Source organism: Montanilutibacter psychrotolerans (assembly GCF_003719825.1).
GTDB classification, from domain to species: Bacteria; Pseudomonadota; Gammaproteobacteria; order Xanthomonadales; family Xanthomonadaceae; genus Montanilutibacter; species Montanilutibacter psychrotolerans.
The window spans coordinates 21,431-40,116 of record NZ_RIBS01000006.1 but is presented as its reverse complement, the minus strand read 5'-3'; the positions used below and the strand labels follow the sequence as shown (position 1 = coordinate 40,116).

Below are 18,686 nucleotides of genomic sequence, written 5' to 3'. Positions count from 1 at the left end.
GCGCGCCTCACGCGACGCCGGCCTGCTCGGCCAGGCGGCCCTTGTCCAGGTGCAGGGTGCGGCGGGCGTAACCCGCGGCAAGCGGATCGTGGGTGACCATCACGATGGTCTTGCCGTGCTCGCGGTTGAGCGTCTGCAACAGCCGCAGGATCTCGTCGGCGGTGGCGCGATCCAGGTCGCCCGTGGGCTCGTCGCAGACCAGCAGCTGCGGATCGGAGACGATCGCGCGTGCAATCGCGACGCGTTGTTCCTGGCCACCGGACAGCTCGCGCGGCTTGTGCTTGGCGCGATCGCCCAGGCCGACCACCTGCAGCGCGATGCCGACACTGTTCTTGCGCTGGGCGGCCGACAGCTTGGTCAGCAGCAACGGCAACTCGACGTTGGCTTCGGCGCTGAGCACCGGCATCAGGTTGTAGAACTGGAACACGAAGCCGACGTTGTGGCTGCGCCACTGCGCGAGCTGGCCCGCCTTCATGCGGTCCAGGCGCTGGCCTTCGATGCTGATCTCGCCCGAGGTGGGCGTGTCCAGTCCGCCGATCAGGTTGAGCAGGGTGGTCTTGCCCGAGCCCGACGGGCCCATCAGTGCGACGAAATCGCCCTTGGGAACATCGAGCGTGAGGCCGTGCAGCACTTCGACCTTCTGCTTGCCGCGTTCGTAAGCCTTGGTGACGTTGCGGATCTGGATCATCGCGTCCTGCGTCTTCGCGTGGTGGGTCGTCGCGTCTTGAATCATCGCGTCCTGGGTGCTGGATTCGCTCATCGCGGGCCTCGTGGGCGTCGGGTGATGGTTGGATGCTGCTGGAGTGGTGATCGGTGGATTCGTCGATGGCACGGTGCCATGTAGGGCCTGTTAGCCCGAATGGAATTCGGGCTAACAGGCCCTAGCTACTTGTCTGCTGCGACCCGGACGCGTTCGCCGTCCTTGAGTTCGGCGGGTGGATCGAGGATCACGTCGTCGCCGGCGACCACGCCGGCCAGGACCTGGCGGTTGTCGCCGACGTTGCTGCCGACGCGCACCGCACGGCGTTGCGCGCGTTCGTCGTCGAGCACGAACACGATGTCCTGCTCGCCGTCCTTGAGCAGTGCCGCGGCCGGCACCAGCACCACCGGTTTGGCGGCTTGCTGCGCGGCGGCGCCGGGCTTGTGCTGTTCGAGGAAGGACACCCGCACGCCCATGTCCGGCACGATGCGGTTGTCGCGCTGCATGAGCGCGATGCGCACCTTGACCGTGGCCTTGCCGCGGTCGGCGGTGGGAATGATGGCGATCACCTCGGCCGGAATGCGCCAGTCGGGATAGGCGTTGAGTACCGCCTCGACCGGCATCTTCGGCTGCACGCGGCCGATGTAGGCCTCGGCGACGTCGACTTCCACCTCGAGCGATTCCATGTCCACGATCGTGCCGATACCGGTGCGGGTGAAACCGCCACCGGCCGACAACGGCGACACGATCTCGCCCGGCTGGGCCGCCTTGGCGATCACCACGCCGGCGAACGGCGCACGCACCACCGTGTTGTCCACGCCGTGTTCGGCGATGCGCAGCTGGCCACCGGCGACCTCGGCGTTGCGCTGCGTGGTGGCAAGCTGCGCGCGCAGGGCATCGCGCTGGGCGATGGCCTGGTCGTACTGAGCCTTCGACACCAACTGCTGGCGCACCAGCCCGGACAGCCGCGTGGCGTTCGCCTCGGCCTCGTGCAACTGCGCCTGCACGCTGCCGATCTGGCTGCGCGCGGCGGACAGCTGCGATGCCGCGAGCGTGCGCTGCGCATCGGCGTCGATCGGGTCGAGCGTGGCCATGATCTGACCGGCGGCGACCTGCTGGCCTTCCTCGATCAGCACCTCGCGAACCTTGCCGGTGATCTTGGCCGAGACGGTGGCCATGCGTCGCGCGACCACATACCCGGTGGCGTCGAGCACGGAAGCGCTGCCGCCGCCGCTGCCGGTGGCGACGACCGGCGCGGTCTTGACCTCCAGCGCCTTGTCGCGGCCGAACAGTGCCCAGCCGGCGATGCCCAGCACCAACACGGTGGCCGTCACACCCAGGCCGATCCACAGCCCGCGTCCCGATGCGGGCGGCGGCGGGGCGCTTCGGTCGATGCGGAGTTCCTTCAACAGATCGGCGGAGTGGTGCGCGGACTGGTTCATCGTGGACCTGGACAGCGGAAGTGGGAGAAGTGTGACCATGCGTCCGGCCCAAAATAGGGGCCAGAAGTCACTTTCCTGGGGCTGCTACCGGCAGCCGGCTTATCGGGAGCGAACCTGCAATGACGGGGCGGCTACGGGCGGATGCTCACCCAGTGCCCGGCATCCAGCGTCGATTGGCGCTGCCAAGCCTATGCGATCCCGATGGCAGCGGTCACCTGATGTTTGTCATATGTAATCCCTGACGATCTCATCTGCTGCGACACACGCCGACGGCAGACCATGGCCTTCACCTTTCCATGGTTCTGAAGGAGCATCCCGATGAACGGCAACGAGGCGCTGCTGGCGCAACTGTCGCAGGCTCGCAAGCGTTACGGCGCGGTGTTGGCGCTCGACGGCATCGACCTGGACCTGCGTGCCGGCGAGGTGCTCGCGCTGCTGGGCGCCAACGGCGCCGGGAAGACTACCGCGATCGGCCTGCTGCTGGGCCTGTTGTCGGCCGACAGCGGCAGCGCCAGGTTGTTCGGGCAGTCACCGCGGTCGCTCGACGCGCGCCGTCGCATCGGCGTGATGCTGCAATCGGCTGGCATTCCCGACAACAACACGGTTGCCGAGTTGCTGGCACTCACGCGCAGCTACTACCCCGATCCGCGCAGCGTTGCCGATTGCGTTGCGCTGGCCGGGCTCGACGGCCTACTCGGGCGCCGATACGGCGCGCTGTCCGGCGGCCAGCAGCGGCGGGTGCAGTTCGCGCTGGCCGTATGCGGGCGTCCGCAGCTGCTGTTCCTGGACGAGCCCACCACCGGCTTGGACATCGAGGCGCGCCAAGGGCTCTGGCGTGCCATCCGCGAGTTGGTGGGACAAGGTTGCTCGGTGCTGCTGACCACGCACTACCTGGAAGAGGCCGAGAGGCTGGCCGACCGCGTGGTGGTGCTCGATCGCGGTCGCGTGGTGGTCGATGGCAGCATCGGCGATGTCCGGGCCCAGGTGTCGCAACGACGCATCCGGTGCGTGTCCAGCCTCGATGCGCAGATCGTGGCCGGCTGGCCGCACGTGCGCGCGGTCAGCCGCGATGGGAACCGCCTCGAGATCGTGGTCGAAGGCGCCGAGCCCGTGGTGCGTCGCCTGCTGGCAATGGACGCCGGCCTGCACGACCTGGAGATCCAGCGCGCCGGGCTTGCCGAGGCCTTCATCGAACTCACCCAGGACGCCCGCGCCGCGGCGTCCGTCGATCTCCTTCAACCCGAGGCTGCGTGATGAACACCGTTGCCGTCGTCGCCCGCGCCGCGTCGTTCTCGCCGCTGCGCTGTTATGTGCTGGAAGCCCGACTTGAACTGCTGCGGCTGTTGCGCACGCCGTCGTTCGTGCTGCCGACGCTGTTGTTTCCGCCGCTGTTCTACGTGCTGTTTGCCGTGGTGCTGGCCGGTTCGCGTGGCGGCAGCGACACGGGGCGCTACCTGCTGGCCACCTATGGCGTCTTCGGCGTGATGGGCGCGGCGTTGTTCGGCTTCGGTGTGACCGTCGCCAGTGAACGCGAACGCGGCCTGCTGACCCTCAAGCGCGCGTTGCCGATGCCACCGGGCGCTTACCTGATGGCGAAGATGCTGATGGCGATGGCGTTCGCGACCATCATCTCGCTGACGCTCGCACTGCTGGCGGGGACGCTTGCCGGCGTCTGGTTGCGACCCGCGCAGTGGGCGTTGTTGCTGGTGATCAACGTGCTGGGCGTGCTGCCGTTCTGCGCCATTGGCCTGTACATCGGCAGCCGGGTCAGCGGATCGGCAGCGCCGGCCGTGGTCAACATCCTGTATCTGCCGATGGCGTTTCTCTCGGGTCTGTGGCTGCCGTTGTCGGTCCTGCCACCGGTGCTGGCCAAGCTCGCGGTGGCGTGGCCGGCCTACCACCTTGGCCAGGTGGCGCTGAAGGTGGTCGATCGCGACGGCGGCGGCAGCCTGGCGATTCACCTGCTGGTGCTGGGTGCGGTGACGATCGGATTCTTCGCGCTGGCGCTGGCGCGGGCGCGGTTGGCGCGCAGCGTCTGACGGGTGTCATCTGAACCGTCGTGACGACCATGTCCCCGAAGCGCCGTGCCCATCATCCTGCGCACTCGGCGAAAACCTGCCGGTGACGCCGGGTTACGCTGAGCGTGCGATGCCCGCTACCCCCACCACGATGAAGCGATTCCTGCAGGCGCACGCGTTGCGGGTGCACCACTGGCTGTTGCCGCAAGAACGGCAGCTGGGCTGGGCGCCGGTGTTCATGCTGGGCTATCTCGCGTTTTTGTTCCTGCCGTTCGTGCTCGACGGAGGCGGGGACCACGGCATGAACGGCTGGAACCAGGTGGTGAACGGTCGGCTGTGGCTGACGCTGCTGTCGCTGGTGGGGTTCCTGCCAGCGTACTTCGCCGCGTACCGCGCCACCGGCCCACGCCTGGTGGCGTACATGCTGGCCATCGCCGGGCTCTGCTACGCGCTGCTGCCGTTCAATCCCTTCGCCAATACCTACCTGATCTACGCCGCCGGCTTTGCTGCGACCACCGGGCGTGCACTGTGGCCGCGCGTGGCCTGGCTGGTGGCGCTGCTGGCAGGCCTGCTGGCTGAAGTGCTGCTGCTGGGCTACCCGATGTTCGTGTTCGCGGTGACGATCATCATCGCCGTCGCGGTGTTCGTCAGCACCCACCTCATGGGCGAGAACACCCGCAAGCGCGCGGAACTGAAGCTGTCCCACGACGAAGTGCGCCGGCTGGCCGCCTTGGCCGAACGCGAACGCATCGGTCGCGACCTGCACGATCTGCTCGGCCACACGCTGTCCCTGGTGGCGCTGAAGTCCGAACTCGCCGGCAAACTGCTGGAGCGCGATCCGACGGCATCGCGTCGCGAGATCGACGACGTGACCCGCGTCGCACGCGAGGCCCTGTCACAGGTACGGGGCGCGGTGAGCGGCATCCGCGCCGCGGGCGTGGCCGCCGAACTGGCCTCGGCGAAGTTGCTGCTGGATTGCGACGGGGTGTCGTTCCAATACCAACGCAGCGACCTGGCGCTGACGCCGGAACTGGAAACCGTGCTGGCGCTGACCCTGCGCGAAGCGGTGACCAACATCCAGCGCCACGCGCGCGCGCGGCATGCGCGGGTCTCGCTGGTCGCGGACGGCAACGAAGCCGTGCTGCGCATCGACGACGACGGGCGTGGCGGTGCGTTGGTCCCGGGCAATGGCCTGGTCGGCATGCGCGAACGCGTCGAATCGCTGGGCGGACGCCTGCGCGTGGAGGCCGGCGCCGGCCGGGGCACGTGCATCGAGGCACGGTTGCCGCTGCCCGTCGGAGCGCCTGCGATGCCGCCGGGCACGATCGCCCCACACAGCCCGTGACGTGCCGCCGATGACGCCACGCGGATCGGACGGCGCGTTTGCTACCTTTCCCTGTCACCCACTTGCGGACCGCCGCCGATGATTCGTGTGCTGCTGGCCGAAGACCAGGCGATGGTGCGCGGTGCGTTGTCCGCGCTGCTCGGGCTGGAAGGTGACATCGAGGTGCTGGGTGCCGTCGCCGACGGCGAATCGGCGTGGCGCGAACTGCAACGTCTGCAGCCCGATGTGCTGGTCACCGACATCGAGATGCCGGGACTGACCGGGCTGGAGCTCGCCGACCGCATCCAGCGCCAAGGGCTGCCGATCAAGGTGGTGATCGTCACCACGTTTGCGCGTGCCGGATTCCTGCGGCGCGCGCTCGATGCCGGCGTGGCGGGCTACCTGCTCAAGGACGCGCCGGCCGATACCCTGGCCGATGCACTGCGTCGGGTGTGTCGTGGCGAACGCGCGATCGATCCGCTGCTCGCACTGGAGGCGTGGTCGGAACCCGATCCGCTCAACGAGCGTGAGCGTCAGGTGCTGCGGCTTGCCGGCGACGGGTTGTCGGCGGGCGACATCGCCGCGAGGTTGCAACTCTCGCAGGGCACCGTGCGCAACTACCTGTCAGAGGCAATCGGCAAGCTGGGCGTGAGCAACCGCATCGAGGCGTCCCGACTGGCCCGCCAGAAGGGTTGGTTATAGCGAGGGCGTCGTGCGCGGCCGATGTAGCGCGGCCCGATCGCGCCGGAGCAGCGGCACCGCGTCGCCGGCCCGCCGCTGGCGACGCAACGTCCGAGGTCAGCCCCTGGCGCGGGACTGCAGCATCGCGAACGCCGCGCGCAGGCCTTGCGCCTCGCCACCGGCGGGACGGCCGGGGCGATCGGCGTCGTTCCAGCTGTAGACGTCCAGGTGCGCCCAAGGCTGGGTGGCCGGTACGAAGCGTTCGAGGTACAGCGCGGCCGTGACGCTGCCGGCCATCTTCGACGGGCCACCGTTGGCCATGTCGGCGATGGTGCTGGTCAGGTAGCGCAGGTACGGGCGCCACAGCGGCATGCGCCACAGCGGGTCGCGGTGCAGGGTACCGGCATCGAGCCAGGCGCTCGCGGCGGCTTCGTCGTTGCTGTACAGCGCAGGCAGGTCCGGGCCGAGCGCGATCCGCGCCGCGCCGGTCAGGGTGGCGAAGTCGAGGATCAGCTCGGGCTTGTGTTCGCAGGCGTAGGTGAGTGCGTCGCACAGCACCACGCGGCCTTCGGCGTCGGTGTTGTCGATCTCCACGCTCAGGCCCTGGCGCGTGGCGATCACCTCGCCCGGGCGGAAGGCGTCCGGGCCGACCGCGTTCTCGACCGCCGGCACCAGCATCGTGATGCGCAGCGGCAGCTTGCGCGCCATCACCAGTTCGGCCAGCGCGATCGCGTGCGCCGCGCCGCCCATGTCCTTCTTCATGTTGCGCATGCCGTCGGCGGCCTTGAGGTCCAGGCCGCCCGTGTCAAAGCACACGCCCTTGCCGACGATGGCCACGTGCGGGTGCGACTCGTCGCCCCACCGCAGCATGATCAATCGCGGCGCGCGATGGCTGGCGCGGCCGACGGCGTGGATCGCCGGGAAATTGTGCGCCAGCAGGTCGTCGCCACTGATGACCTCGATGCGCGCGCCATGGCGCTCGGCGATCTCGCAGGTGATCTGTTCGAGCTGGTCCGGGCCCATGTGCTCGGTGGGCGTGTTGACCAGATCGCGCACGCGCACGCAGGCGGCCAGCTGGTCGAAATCGGCGATGGCCTCGTCACCTTCCACCAGCAGGCGTGCCGGCGCGCGCAGCGGCTGCCGGTAGCGGTTGAAGCGGTAGGCACCCAGGCCCCAGCCCAGGCGGAGCGCGGCGCAGGTCGCGGCGTCGTGTTCGCCGGCGATCCGCCAGTCCCCGGCCGGCAGCGCGAACGGTGCGTGGCTGTAGGCGTACGGGTCGAGCGGGTCGCCGATGCCGATCACCGCGGCCGCGACACGGCCGTCGCTGCCCGGCAGCGCCAGCAGCGTCGACGGCGCGCCATCGAAACCGTGCGCGTCCAGCCACGCACCCGTCGCCGGCGCCTGCGCCGCGCGCCAGTCGGCCAGCGATGCGCGGGTGACGACGTGCAACGGCAGCGCATCGGCGGAAGAGGCGGTAAAACCGGTCGGCAGGTTCATGCGGGTGACGTTTCCAGCGAGTGGGCCGCGTCCAGCCAGTCGGCGAGCGCGGCAAGGGTGGGAAATTCGAGGTCGGGGCGTGGCTGCGCGCGCGGCCACTCGCGTTGCCGACCGTCCTGGTCGGTGCGGTTGATCCAGCAGGTGCGCAGGCCGGCGCGGTGCGCGCCCAGCACGTCCAGTTCGATGTCATCGCCCACGTGCAGTACCAGCGCCGGATCGCAACCCAACTGCTGGCAGGCGGCGTGGAAGATGCTGGCCGCGGGCTTGGCGGCGCCGTGCTCGCGTGCGCCGAGCTGGAAGCGGAACAGGTGCATCAGCCCAATGCGGGAGAGGTCGGCGTTGCCGTTGCTGAGCGCGGCCAGCGGTACGCGCGCGGCCAGGCGGTCGAGCGCGGCCAGGCTGTCGTCGTAGTGCTCGACCTCGCAGCGCGCGGCGAAAAACACATCGAACGCGGGCTGCACCAGCGCGATGTCGTCGCCAGCCGCCTCGAGCATGCGCTCCAGCGTGATCAGCCGTTGCCGGGTGAAGTCGTGCGACAGCTGCGGATGCTCGGCGGCGACCCGGTCGCGCAGCGCGCGCATGGCTTCGACCGGCCAGTGCGCGGCGGTGCGCGGGGCGTGCTCGCGCAGCCACTGGCCCAGGGCGTTCTCGGCGCGGACCAGCACGGGCCCAATCGGCCAGATGGTGTCGTCGAGGTCGAGGGTGATCGCGTTGACGGTGAACGGCATCACGGCATTCTAGCGCCGCGCCACGGTCCGGACCTTGCGCATGGCGGCCGCCGCCGCCCGTGCGTCGGGCCGTGGACGGGAGTGCGGTGAACGGGTGCAAAGCAAGCGGGCAAAGGTGTGCAGCCAGTGATCGGGGAGGATCGATGAATAGGGGGCGGCGTCGCAGCGAACGCTCTCGCGCAGGCGCCAGGGCGCCCCTCGCGGGCGGGGAATGCCGGGAGGACGATCATTGAACGCAACTGGTGGCCTGTCTCCCCACTGCCAATGTGTGCGATCGGGGCGATTGCCTGCCGAGGGGGCCTGACGTCGACCCGACGGCGGTTCCGGTGGAACCTGCGTCGGGCCGGTCCGCGTTGCGTCAGCCGGGCAGGGTGGCCACCACGCGCCAGTTGTTGAACGGGGTGTTGCCGTACAGCGGCGTGAACTCCGCCTGCAGTCCGGCCGCCTCGAAGCGCGCGCGCAGGGCGTCGGCGTTCGGGTAGGCGCGCGGACCGGCATTCATCCAGCCCAGCACCCGCGAGAACACGTCGACCGCGCGCGTTACGCGAGCGCGCCGTCCGCCGTCGTCCAGGCCGGTGCGGATCACCAGCTTCGCGCCCGGCACCAGCATCGCCACGGCGGCATCGAGGGTGCGTTGCTGGGCATCCGGAGATATGAACTGCAGTACGTCGAGGATCGCCACGCTCCCCCGGTGCGTGGGAATGCCGGCGGCCAGGTCGACGCAGTCGAACCGCGCCGATGCCAGTCCGGCGCGGGTGGCGGCCTGCCCGGCACGGTCGATCTTGCCGGCGTCGTTGTCGACACCGCGGTAGTCCAGGCCGATGCCGTCCGCACGCAGTGCGTGGGCCAGGAGGCCGAGTCCACAGCCCAGATCGAGCAGCGGTTCACGGGTGCCGCGCAGGGCATCGCACACACCCGGGTAAAGCGGGTCGCTGCGCAACTTGGAGCGCGCGTAGTGGTAGTCCCATCGACGCCCGAAACCCGAGCCGGAAAGGAACGCCTGCGCAATCGCACGGGCGCGCCCGGCGTCGACCGGACGGGTGGCAGCCCCCTCGGACCGCGGCACGGCGTGACCGTCACGCACGGGCTGGCAACCGGTGGCCGGTCGGCGCCGTCAAGGCGACCGGCGCCGAGCCGGCGACCGTCACCGTGGCGCCGGGCATGTCGAAGGGCGGCAATGCGCAAGCGGTCGGGCAACGGTCGGGCATGAGGTCTTCCGTGTGGCGAGGGCGCGCCCGCATGGCGCGCTGTCGCGCGGGCTCAGGGGGCGGGCGCGTCGAGCAGGCCGCGCGCGACCGGCAGGGCGGCTTCGGCCCACAGGGCATACATCGCCGCGGAGGGATGCAGGCCGTCGTCGGCCAGCATCGCCGTCTGCGCGCCGTGCGTGCGGCTGATCGCGGTGACGTCGACGAAGGCGACGCCGTGCACGATGCACAGCTCGGCGGCTGCGGCGTTGTAGGCATCCAGTTCGGCGGCGATCTGGTCGCTGTCGCGGCCCCGCTGCTGGGCGTACTGGGCGGCCGCGAACGGGGTGACGCCCCAGTCCGGGATCGACAGCACCAGCACCCGGTTGCGACGGCCGCGCGCGTAGCCGATCGCGCGATCGAGCAACGTGCGGAACTCGCCGCGGTAGTCGACCAGGCTGCGGCCGCGGTACTGGTTGTTGACGCCGATCAGCAGGCTGACGAAGTCCCACTGGCCCAGCGGCTCGGCCATGTCGAGCGCGCTGTACAACTCGTCGGTGGTCCAGCCGGTGGTGGCGATCGTGCGCGGCTCGGCGATCGCGATGCCTTCGCCGTGCAGCTTGGCCGCCAGCTGGTGCGGCCAGCGGCCTTCGTCGGCCACGCCTTCGCCGATGGTGTAGCTGTCGCCGAGGGCAAGCCAGGACAGGGGCGTGGCGTTGGCCATCGGCGTGCTCAGGCCGCCGCGACGCGGCGTGCTGCGCCGGTCGCTTCTGCGCGTTCGGCGTGGCGGTCGAGCACGCGCTCGATGCGCGTGAACACCTCGCGCACGTCGGCCGGCTGCGGCAGCAGGGTCACGCGGAAATGGTTGCGGTAGGGCACGTTGAAGCTCGAACCCGGCACCACCAGCACGTCTTCGGTTTCCAGCAGTTCGAGGGCAAAGGCGTGGTCATCGAAGCCCTTCGCCGCCGTGCCGACCACGCCGGGGAACGCGTACAGCGCGCCGGCGGGGGTGACCAGCTCGAGGTGCCGGCTGGCGGCCACCGAATCGACCACGGCGCGGCGCGCTTCGTACAGGCGGCCGCCCGGCGCGCAAAGCGCCGCGATCGTGTCTTCGCCGTGCAGCGCGGCGTCGATGGCGAACTGGCCCGGCACGTTGGCGCACAGGCGCAGCGCGCCCAGCAGGTCCATCGCATGGTGGAAGTCGCCGCTGGCCATCGGATCGCCGCTCAGCACCGCCCAACCCACGCGCCACCCGCAGGCGCGATGCACCTTGGACAGCCCGCCGAACGACAGGCAGGGCAGGTCACCGGCCAACGGCGCCAGCGGCTGGAAGGTCGCGTCGTCGTACAGGATCGAGTCGTAGATCTCGTCGGCCATCAGCAGCAGGCGGTGCTTGGCGGCGATCGCGACGATCTTCTCCAGCAGCGCGCGCGGGTAGGCCGCGCCGGTGGGGTTGTTCGGGTTGATCAGCACGATCGCGCGCGTGCGCGGCGATACCAGTGCCTCGATCTGCTCCGGGTCGGGCAGGAAGCCGTCTTCCGGGTTGCAGGTGTAGTAGACCGGGCGGCCGTCGTTGAGGATGGTCGCGGCCGACCACAGCGGGTAGTCGGGCGAGGGCAGCAGCACCTCATCGCCGGGATTGAGCAGGGCGCGCAGCGACAGGTCGATCAGCTCGCTGACGCCGTTGCCCACGAACACGCGCTCGGGTGATGCGTTCGGCGTGCCGCGCTGGCGGTGGAATGCCGCGATGGCCTCGCGCGCCGCCGGCAGGCCCTGCTGGTGCGTGTAGGGGTCCGTGTCGGCGATGTGATCGGCGATCGCCCGCTGCAGGTGCTCGGGAGCGCGGAACCCGAACGCGCCGGGATTGCCGATGTTGAGCTTGATCTGCTTGCGACCCTGCGCCTCGAGCTCACGGGCTCGACGGGCGAGTTCGCCGCGGATTTCGTAACGGACTTCGGACAGGCGTTCGCGGGTCTTGACGGTGGGGGCGGACATGCGGCGTTGGCGGGTTGGGGGTGCGGCCTGTCAGCCTAGCCGAATCGCCGCCCGGAAACAGGAGGGTCGGTACAGGTTGATGACGCCCAGACACACCCGGCCGCCGACGGACCCGCCTCGGCAGTTAGAATCGGCCCATGCGCACACCCCACCCGTTCCGTTGACCCCCGAGACCGCCTTGCTGCAGGCGATCGGCTGGCCCGTCGAAGCCGACGGCCTGCCGCAGCCCCCGGCCTGGCGTGAAAAGCTCGCCGCCCACCCCGGCGCCCGTCCGGCGCGCGTGGTCGAACAGCACCGCAGCGGCTACGTCGTTGCCACCGCCCCGGACACCACGTTCACGGTCGAGTCCCTGGCCGAGTGGCAGCGCCCACGCTTCCCGCCCGAGCAGCGCGCCGGTGTCGGCGACTGGGTATTGGTGCAGGACAGCGACAATCACCGCCCGCAGATCGTCGCGCTGTTGCCGCGGCACAGCGCGATCAAGCGCGGCGCCGCCGGCGAGCATTACCGCCAGCAGCTGATCGCGGCCAACGTCGACACCGTGTTCGTGGTCTGCGGGCTGGACGCCGACTTCAACCCCCGTCGCATCGAGCGCTACCTGCTGCTGGTGCGAGGCGGTGGCGCCGAGCCGGTGGTGATCTTGACCAAGGCCGACCAGGCCGCCCTGGTGGACGAATCGTTGGTCCCCAGCGCCGTGGCGGTGGTCGAGGACCTGGGCGCCAAGGGTTTCGCGGTGGTGGCGGTCAATGCCCGCGATCCGGCCAGCGTCATCGCGCTGCTGCCGTGGCTGGGGCCGGGCCGCACCGCGGTACTGGTCGGCAGCTCCGGCGCCGGCAAGTCGACGCTGACCAACAGCCTGCTCGGCTTCGATCGCATGAAGACCGGCGCGGTGCGTGAGAGCGATGCGCGCGGCCGCCACACCACGACCTACCGCGCGCTGATCCCGCTGCCGTCGGGGGCCTGCCTGATCGACACGCCGGGCATGCGCGAGCTCAAGCCGACAGGCGAGGAGGACGTCGCGGAGAACTTCGCCGATGTCGAGGCGCTGGCCGCGCAATGCCGTTTCCGCGACTGCAAGCACGGCCGCGAGCCCGGTTGCGCGGTGCGTGCCGCGATCGAAGGCGGCACGCTGGACACCCAGCGGTTCGCCAGCTTCGTCAAGCTCAGCGGCGAGGTTGCCGGTGCCGCCACCAAGCTCGCGCACCGACGTGCCGACAACGCCGCCGCCAAGGTCCAGGGCAAGGCACTCAACAAGCGCCTGGACGAAAAGTACGGGAAGCACTAGCCCGGCGTCCGTGCCGCGTGGATGAGGTGCCGTAGGATGGGTTGAGCGTAGCGATACCCATCAACCGGATCCGGTCGATCGCGACGGCGGTGATCCACCAAGGCCGGGATCTCGCGGTGCGATTGGTCGCTCTTCGGTGCCACGCGGCCACGGCCGCACGCCCCGCCATCGGCACGGCGACCGAGGGGTATCGCTATGCTCCACCCCTCCTGCGAAACTTGATGGATGCGCGGTTTGTCGCGCGTTACAGGCCGGCCTGGTCGAACGCGGCCTGCTGCTTTTCCAGGTGATCCACGAATACTCGCTCGTACGCCTGTTTCCAGTTGTCCTCGCGGCCGGTGGGCGCGGTCTTCTTGCCGTATGCCGCCACGTTGATCTCGCGGCTGCTGACGCCTTCGAACTGCAACTGGGTCTTGATCCTGGCCTCCATGTCGATGGCCCAGAACCCCGGGGTCAACCATGCCCAGAACTCCTCGACGCCGACCCTGACCCGCAATGCATCGGACGGTGCGGCCGTGGCATCGACCACCCGGTAGCCACGCTGCTGCAACCCGCTGGCGACCAGCTCGCGGGTGATGGTTTCGATCGTCTGCGGCGGCTGCAGCACGATGTCGCCGATCGCCATGCCATAGCCGTTACGCTTGCGGGCGATGGCGGCCTTGCGGCCTTCGGCATCCAGCGCGAAGTCGCGGCCCTTCTTCAGCGACGGCGTGCTCGGTTCGTCCGGTTCGGCCTCGAACCGGCGCTGGTCGGCCACCGTTTCGATTACCGCCGTCTTGTCGGCGCTAACGACGAAGTCGGCGGGCGCGGGGACGGTCAGTGAAATCTGGCTCCGGTTGGTGGCGCAGGCCGCCAGTGCGGACAGCACTGGAACCAGCAGGGCAAGGCGGAACAGCTGTGAAGTGCGACTCATGGGAGCTCCGTATCGTGGATTGCCAAGCCCATAGGCAACGCGAACCGATGGCACAAAGCTTGACGAACCGGCCTGCGCTGTCGGAAAAGGGCCCGTGGATATCACCCGCTCCGCCGACATCGACCACCACGCCGCCCTCGACGCGCGCATGGTGCGTGCCGCCCGCGGGATCAAGCTGCTGACGCTGGCCAGCTGGCCGGCAGGGCTTGAGGTGCACTTCCTGGCCGATTACGCGCGCGGTACGGCGACGCTGCCCCAGATCACCTACCCGAAGCAGGATTTCTCGCAGGTGCGCAGCGAGCTGGATGCGATTGCCGCCGCCGCCGACCCGCACCACCCGCTGGGCCAGTACGTCGCCGAATCCGCCCGTAGCTGGGCCCTGGCCGCTGCGCTGTGCGACGTGCTTGGCACGCCGGCGGTCACCGATCTGTCCGTGCAGTTGTACGGCAAGCCCGACGAACCCTTGCCCGGAGACGGACCGAGCACGCGCGAAGCCGCGCGGCACTTCATCTCGATCGCCGACGAGCTCGATCACGAGCTGATGTCGCCGGCCGAACACGTCGCGATTTCCGCCACCGCGCTGCGCCTGCAACTGCAGGGCGACCTGGACGACTACTTCAACTCCCGCGTGATCGAGGTCGAACTCGACCCCGGCCTGATCGCCAAGGCAGCGGCCGGGTCCACCCGCATCCGCCTCCGCCAGGGCGCGGCCTTCAGTGACTACGATCGCCACCAGCTGCTGCAGCACGAGGCCTTCGTGCATTCGCTGACGGCGCTCAACGGCCAGCTGCAGCCGGTCCTGCCGAGCCTGGCGCTCGCCTCCCCTCGCAGCACCGCCACCCAGGAGGGGTTGGCCACGTTCGCCGAGCAGATCACCGGCAGCATCGACATCGGACGCATGAAGCGGCTGAGCCTGCGCATCGAGGCGGTGGCGATGGCGCTCGATGGTGCCGACTTCATCGAGGTGTTCCGTTACTTCCTTGCCGCCGGGCAGCGGCCCGAGGACAGCTTCGCCTCCGCCCAGCGCGTGTTCCGCGGCGTGCCCACCAACGGCGGCTGCGCGTTCACCAAGGACACGGTCTACCTGCGCGGCCTGGTCGGCGTGCACACGTTCTTCCGCTGGGCGCTGCGCCAGCAGAAGCTGCAACTGTGCCGCTGGCTGTTCGCCGGCAAGATGACCCTCGCCGACGTGCAGCGTTTCGAACCGCTGTTCGAATCGGGCGTCCTGTTGCCCGCGCGCTGGACGCCGCCGTGGATCCAGCGGGCCAATGGTCTGGCCGGCATGCTGGCGTTCTCCCTGTTCGCCAACCGCATCCGCCTGGACAGCATCGCCAGCGGCGAGGGCTTCCTGGCCTCCTGAGCCCGCTGCGCGCGGGTAAGGCGCCTCGCGCCGCCGCCCGTACGCCAGCGCATCGCCCGTGGCGTTGCCGGCCCGCGTTGCGTCGCGTTGCCGCCTCGCTGCATTCCCCCTGTTTCAGCAAAGGCCGCCGATCCCGACTTTGCCTCCGGGCACGGCTAGAATCGGGCACTCCCTTCCGCAGTACCCAAACATTCCGATGTCCGACGACGATCTGAAGCAAGCCGCGCTCGAATACCACCGCCTCGCGCCGAAGGGCAAGATCAAGGTCACCGCGACCAAGCCGATGGTGACCCAGCGCGATCTCGCGCTCGCGTACTCGCCCGGCGTGGCGTATGCGTGCGAGGCGATCGTCGCCGATCCCAACAGCGCCAGCGAGTACACCGCGCGCGGCAACCTGGTGGCGGTGATCAGCAACGGCACCGCGGTGCTCGGCCTGGGCGACATCGGCCCGCTCGCCGGCAAGCCGGTGATGGAAGGCAAGGGCGTGCTGTTCCAGAAGTTCGCCGGCATCGACGTGTTCGATATCGAGATCGACGAGCGCGATCCCGACAAGCTGGTCGACATCATCGCCAGCCTCGAACCCACCTTCGGCGGCATCAACCTCGAAGACATCAAGGCACCGGAGTGCTTCATCGTCGAGCGCAAGCTGCGCGAACGCATGAAGATTCCGGTGTTCCACGACGACCAGCACGGCACCGCGATCATCGTCGGCGCGGCCGTGCTCAACGCGCTGGAAGTGGTGGGCAAGGACATCGGCGACATCCGCGTCGCCACCACCGGTGCCGGCGCGGCGGGTATCGCCTGCCTGGACATGCTGGTCGCGCTGGGCGTCAGGAAGGAGCACATCACCGCGTTCGACCGCGAGGGTGTGATCTACACCGGCCGTCCCAACCTCGACCCCGACAAGGCGCGCTACGCGGCCGACACCGACAAGCGCAGCCTGGCCGAAATCGTCGACGGCGCCGACGTGTTCCTGGGCCTGTCCGCCGGTGGCGTGCTGAAGGCCGAAATGGTGGCCACGATGGCGCCGCGGCCGATCATCCTCGCGCTGGCCAACCCGTACCCGGAAATCCTTCCCGAAGACGCGAAGGCCGTGCGCCCGGACTGCATCATCGCCACCGGTCGCTCGGACTATCCCAACCAGGTCAACAACGCGCTGTGCTTCCCGTACATCTTCCGCGGCGCGCTCGACGTGGGTGCCACGGTGATCAACGAGGCCATGAAGCTGGCATGCGTGCGCGCGATCGCCGCGCTGGCGCGCAAGGAGGCCTCCGACCTGGGCAATGCCTACGGCGGCGAGGTGCCCAAGTTCGGCGCCGAGTACCTGATCCCGCGTCCGTTCGACCCGCGCCTGCTGGTGGTGCTGGCGCCGGCGGTGGCGCGCGCCGCGATGGATTCGGGCGTCGCCACGCGGCCCATCGCCGACATGCGCGTGTACGAGGAAAAACTGGGGCAGTACATCCACCGCACCAGCCTGTTGATGAAGCCGGTGTATGACCGCGCCCGCAACGACCTCAAGCGCGTCGTCTATGCCGAAGGCGAGGAAGAAACCGCGCTGCGTGCCGTGCAGACGGTGATCGACGAGCAGCTGGCATTCCCGATCCTGATCGGCCGCCCCGACGTCATCGAAAGCCGCATCGAGCGCCTGGGCCTGCGCATGCGCGCCGGCGTCGACTTCGAGCTGACCAACATCAACTCCGATCCGCGCTTCGACGAGTACTGGCAGCAGTACCACGCGCTGACCGAACGCCGCGGCGTGACCCCGGCGGCGGCCAAGAACCTGCTGCGTTCACGGCCGACGCTGATCGCCGCGTTGATGGTCGAGCGCGGCGAAGCCGACGCGATGATCTGCGGCCTGGTCGGACGCTTCCACAAGAAGCTGGGCTACCTGCGCAGCGTGTTCGATTTCGATCCGGGCGTGGCCGGCACCTCGGCGATGACCGGCGTGATCAACGACCAGGGCGCGTGGTTCTTCCTTGATACCCACGTGCAGTTCGATCCCAGCGCCGAGCAGATCGCCGAGGCGACGCTGCAGGCCTCGTATCGCCTCAAGCTGTTCGGCATCGAGCCCAAGGTCGCGCTGCTGTCACATTCCAACTTCGGCAGCCACGACAACGCGTCGGCGGCAAAGATGCGCAAGGCATTGACCATCATCAAGCACCGCATGCCCAAGCTGGAAGTCGACGGCGAGATGATGGCCGACACCGCGTGGGACGACGAGCTGCGCCACCGCATCTTCCCCAACACCACGCTCAAGGGCCGCGCCAACCTGTTCGTGATGCCCAACCTGGATGCGGCCAACATCACCTACAACATGATCCGGGTGATGACCGACGGCGTCGCGATCGGTCCGATCCTGATGGGCTTGGACAAGTCGGCGCACATCCTCACCCCGGCCTCGACGCCGCGCCGCGTGGTCAACATGACCGCGATCGCCGCCGTGGACGCGCAGATCCGCGCCTCCCGCGAGGCGCGCTGATCCAGGCGTACCGCCCCGCGTGATTCCAATCGGATTCGCGCGGGGCGGGGCAAGGCGGCCCGCCCCGTGGGGCCCGCGCAACGCTCACGAGTACTCGTCGTCCTCGACGTTGCCCTCCAGCACCTTGCGCTGCATGGTGTCGAGGTAGGCGTCGGCTTCGGCCATCGAGCTGAACACCGAATCCATCGGCACCGCCTTGACGATGTCGAATACCTTCTGGATCTGCGGTTGCAGGTTGGTCACCAGCAGCTTCCCGCCGTGCGCCGCCAGCGACTTGCGTGCCTTGAAGATCGAACGGATGCCGGCCGAGCTGATGTAGTCGAGCGCGGACAGGTCCAGCACCAGCGCATCCGGGTGCGAGACCAGCACCGGTGCCAGCGCGTGATCGAGCTGCTCGAAACTGTGCGTGTCCAGGCGTCCGTGCAACGACACGAGGCAGCGACTGCCCTGCGGCGTATCGACTTTGATTTCCAGGCTCATCCCCATCTCCTTGTGATTGCCCGTGTGCTGCCGCTCGAGTGGGCCCGGTGGGGCGCCCGATCGGCAATGTTCGGCAGGCGCGGAACCGGTGGCGCGGCCCGACCGAATCCGCAGAGCCGACGTCCGCCGGCATGCCCGTCACCACCCTGATTCCCCGCGCGCGAGCCGTCGTTCGGCGCCCTCATGCCGCCCGCTTGTCGCGCAGAGTGACCCGCAGGACGTTATGGCCGCCTTCACGCCGGTAGGTGAGCGAGTCGGCCAGCTCGCGCACCAGGTGCAGGCCCAGCCCGCCGATCGGCCGGTCGTGGATGTCGGCGTCGACGTCCGGTGCGGTGGCGCTGAGGGGGTCGAACGCGTTGCCGTCGTCGCGGAACTCGATGATCAGCTGACCGTCGCGGGCGCTGACGTCGGTGACGATGGTGTGCGGCTCCTGGTCGGCGCCGCCGTGGTCGACCACGTTGCAGGCCACTTCCTCTGCGATCAGGCGCACGTCGTGGCGCAGCTGCTGGGCGACGCCATGCTGGTGCAGCACGTCGTCGATGGTGGTGGTGAGCTCGCGCAATCGCGCGTGCTGGCACGGAACGGTGATCCGGATCTGCATGT

At 69.3% G+C, this 18,686-nt stretch carries 17 protein-coding genes; 7 read left to right on the top strand and 10 right to left on the bottom strand.

Translation table 11 applies throughout. The annotated features are described in order from the left end of the window. Positions 1-7: 7 nt before the first annotated feature. Positions 8-733 (bottom strand): ABC transporter ATP-binding protein, encoded by a 726-nt coding sequence (locus tag EER27_RS12955; RefSeq protein WP_123088657.1) that lies wholly within the window; start codon positions 731-733, stop codon positions 8-10. A gap of 152 nt (positions 734-885) precedes the next feature. After that, positions 886-2,142: an efflux RND transporter periplasmic adaptor subunit gene (locus EER27_RS12950; protein ID WP_123088547.1), complete on the bottom strand. Its 1,257-nt coding sequence runs from the start codon at positions 2,140-2,142 to the stop codon at positions 886-888. 318 nt (positions 2,143-2,460) lie between these two features. Here EER27_RS12950 and EER27_RS12945 point away from each other — a divergent pair, with 318 nt between their 5' ends. From EER27_RS12945 to EER27_RS12930, 4 genes are all read left to right on the top strand, one after another. After that, positions 2,461-3,396, top strand: coding sequence for an ABC transporter ATP-binding protein (locus tag EER27_RS12945; protein ID WP_123088546.1), 936 nt, complete (start codon positions 2,461-2,463; stop codon positions 3,394-3,396). Beyond that, on the top strand, positions 3,396-4,181 hold the full coding sequence (locus tag EER27_RS12940; protein ID WP_123088545.1) for an ABC transporter permease: 786 nt from the start codon (positions 3,396-3,398) through the stop codon (positions 4,179-4,181). The genes EER27_RS12945 and EER27_RS12940 overlap by 1 nt, the downstream gene beginning before the upstream one ends. Before the next feature lie 109 nt (positions 4,182-4,290). After that, positions 4,291-5,505, top strand: coding sequence for a sensor histidine kinase (locus EER27_RS12935; protein ID WP_223807327.1), 1,215 nt, complete (start codon positions 4,291-4,293; stop codon positions 5,503-5,505). 78 nt (positions 5,506-5,583) lie between these two features. Beyond that, positions 5,584-6,186 carry a response regulator transcription factor gene (locus EER27_RS12930; RefSeq protein ID WP_123088544.1) on the top strand — a complete coding sequence of 201 codons (603 nt, stop codon included), beginning with the start codon at positions 5,584-5,586 and terminating at the stop codon, positions 6,184-6,186. A gap of 96 nt (positions 6,187-6,282) precedes the next feature. Here EER27_RS12930 and EER27_RS12925 read toward each other — a convergent pair whose 3' ends face one another. The 5 genes from EER27_RS12925 to EER27_RS12905 form a co-directional block, all read right to left on the bottom strand. Continuing rightward, positions 6,283-7,662, bottom strand: coding sequence for a leucyl aminopeptidase family protein (locus EER27_RS12925; protein WP_123088543.1), 1,380 nt, complete (start codon positions 7,660-7,662; stop codon positions 6,283-6,285). Then, complete coding sequence (locus tag EER27_RS12920; RefSeq protein ID WP_123088542.1) at positions 7,659-8,390, bottom strand: HAD family hydrolase; 732 nt, start codon at positions 8,388-8,390, stop codon at positions 7,659-7,661. The genes EER27_RS12925 and EER27_RS12920 overlap by 4 nt, the downstream gene beginning before the upstream one ends. A 358-nt stretch (positions 8,391-8,748) precedes the next feature. After that, entirely contained in the window at positions 8,749-9,456 is a 708-nt protein-coding gene (locus EER27_RS12915) for a methyltransferase domain-containing protein (protein ID WP_123088655.1), read from the bottom strand. 194 nt (positions 9,457-9,650) lie between these two features. Beyond that, positions 9,651-10,298 carry an SGNH/GDSL hydrolase family protein gene (locus EER27_RS12910; protein ID WP_123088541.1) on the bottom strand — a complete coding sequence of 216 codons (648 nt, stop codon included), beginning with the start codon at positions 10,296-10,298 and terminating at the stop codon, positions 9,651-9,653. Positions 10,299-10,306: 8 nt separating this feature from the next. Beyond that, the gene (locus tag EER27_RS12905) at positions 10,307-11,569 is read right to left on the bottom strand and encodes an aminotransferase class I/II-fold pyridoxal phosphate-dependent enzyme (protein ID WP_123088540.1); all 1,263 of its coding nucleotides are present in this window, start codon (positions 11,567-11,569) and stop codon (positions 10,307-10,309) included. A gap of 160 nt (positions 11,570-11,729) precedes the next feature. On the opposite strand from EER27_RS12905, the gene rsgA reads away from it, so the two are divergent. Then, entirely contained in the window at positions 11,730-12,851 is a 1,122-nt protein-coding gene (rsgA, locus tag EER27_RS12900; protein ID WP_223807326.1) for a ribosome small subunit-dependent GTPase A, read from the top strand. A 244-nt stretch (positions 12,852-13,095) separates the two neighbouring features. Here rsgA and EER27_RS12895 read toward each other — a convergent pair whose 3' ends face one another. Continuing rightward, entirely contained in the window at positions 13,096-13,764 is a 669-nt protein-coding gene (locus EER27_RS12895) for a YajG family lipoprotein (RefSeq protein WP_123088538.1), read from the bottom strand. A 148-nt stretch (positions 13,765-13,912) separates the two neighbouring features. Between EER27_RS12895 and EER27_RS12890 the strand changes: the two genes are divergently transcribed. After that, positions 13,913-15,124, top strand: coding sequence for a flavohemoglobin expression-modulating QEGLA motif protein (locus EER27_RS12890; RefSeq protein WP_123088654.1), 1,212 nt, complete (start codon positions 13,913-13,915; stop codon positions 15,122-15,124). Positions 15,125-15,320: 196 nt separating this feature from the next. Next, complete coding sequence (locus EER27_RS12885) at positions 15,321-17,603, top strand: NADP-dependent malic enzyme (protein WP_123088537.1); 2,283 nt, start codon at positions 15,321-15,323, stop codon at positions 17,601-17,603. Between the two features lie 84 nt (positions 17,604-17,687). Here EER27_RS12885 and EER27_RS12880 read toward each other — a convergent pair whose 3' ends face one another. Both EER27_RS12880 and EER27_RS12875 read right to left on the bottom strand, forming a co-directional pair. Beyond that, the gene (locus EER27_RS12880) at positions 17,688-18,083 is read right to left on the bottom strand and encodes an STAS domain-containing protein (RefSeq protein ID WP_123088536.1); all 396 of its coding nucleotides are present in this window, start codon (positions 18,081-18,083) and stop codon (positions 17,688-17,690) included. A 181-nt stretch (positions 18,084-18,264) separates the two neighbouring features. Further along, complete coding sequence (locus EER27_RS12875; RefSeq protein ID WP_190285791.1) at positions 18,265-18,684, bottom strand: ATP-binding protein; 420 nt, start codon at positions 18,682-18,684, stop codon at positions 18,265-18,267. Positions 18,685-18,686 lie beyond the last annotated feature (2 nt).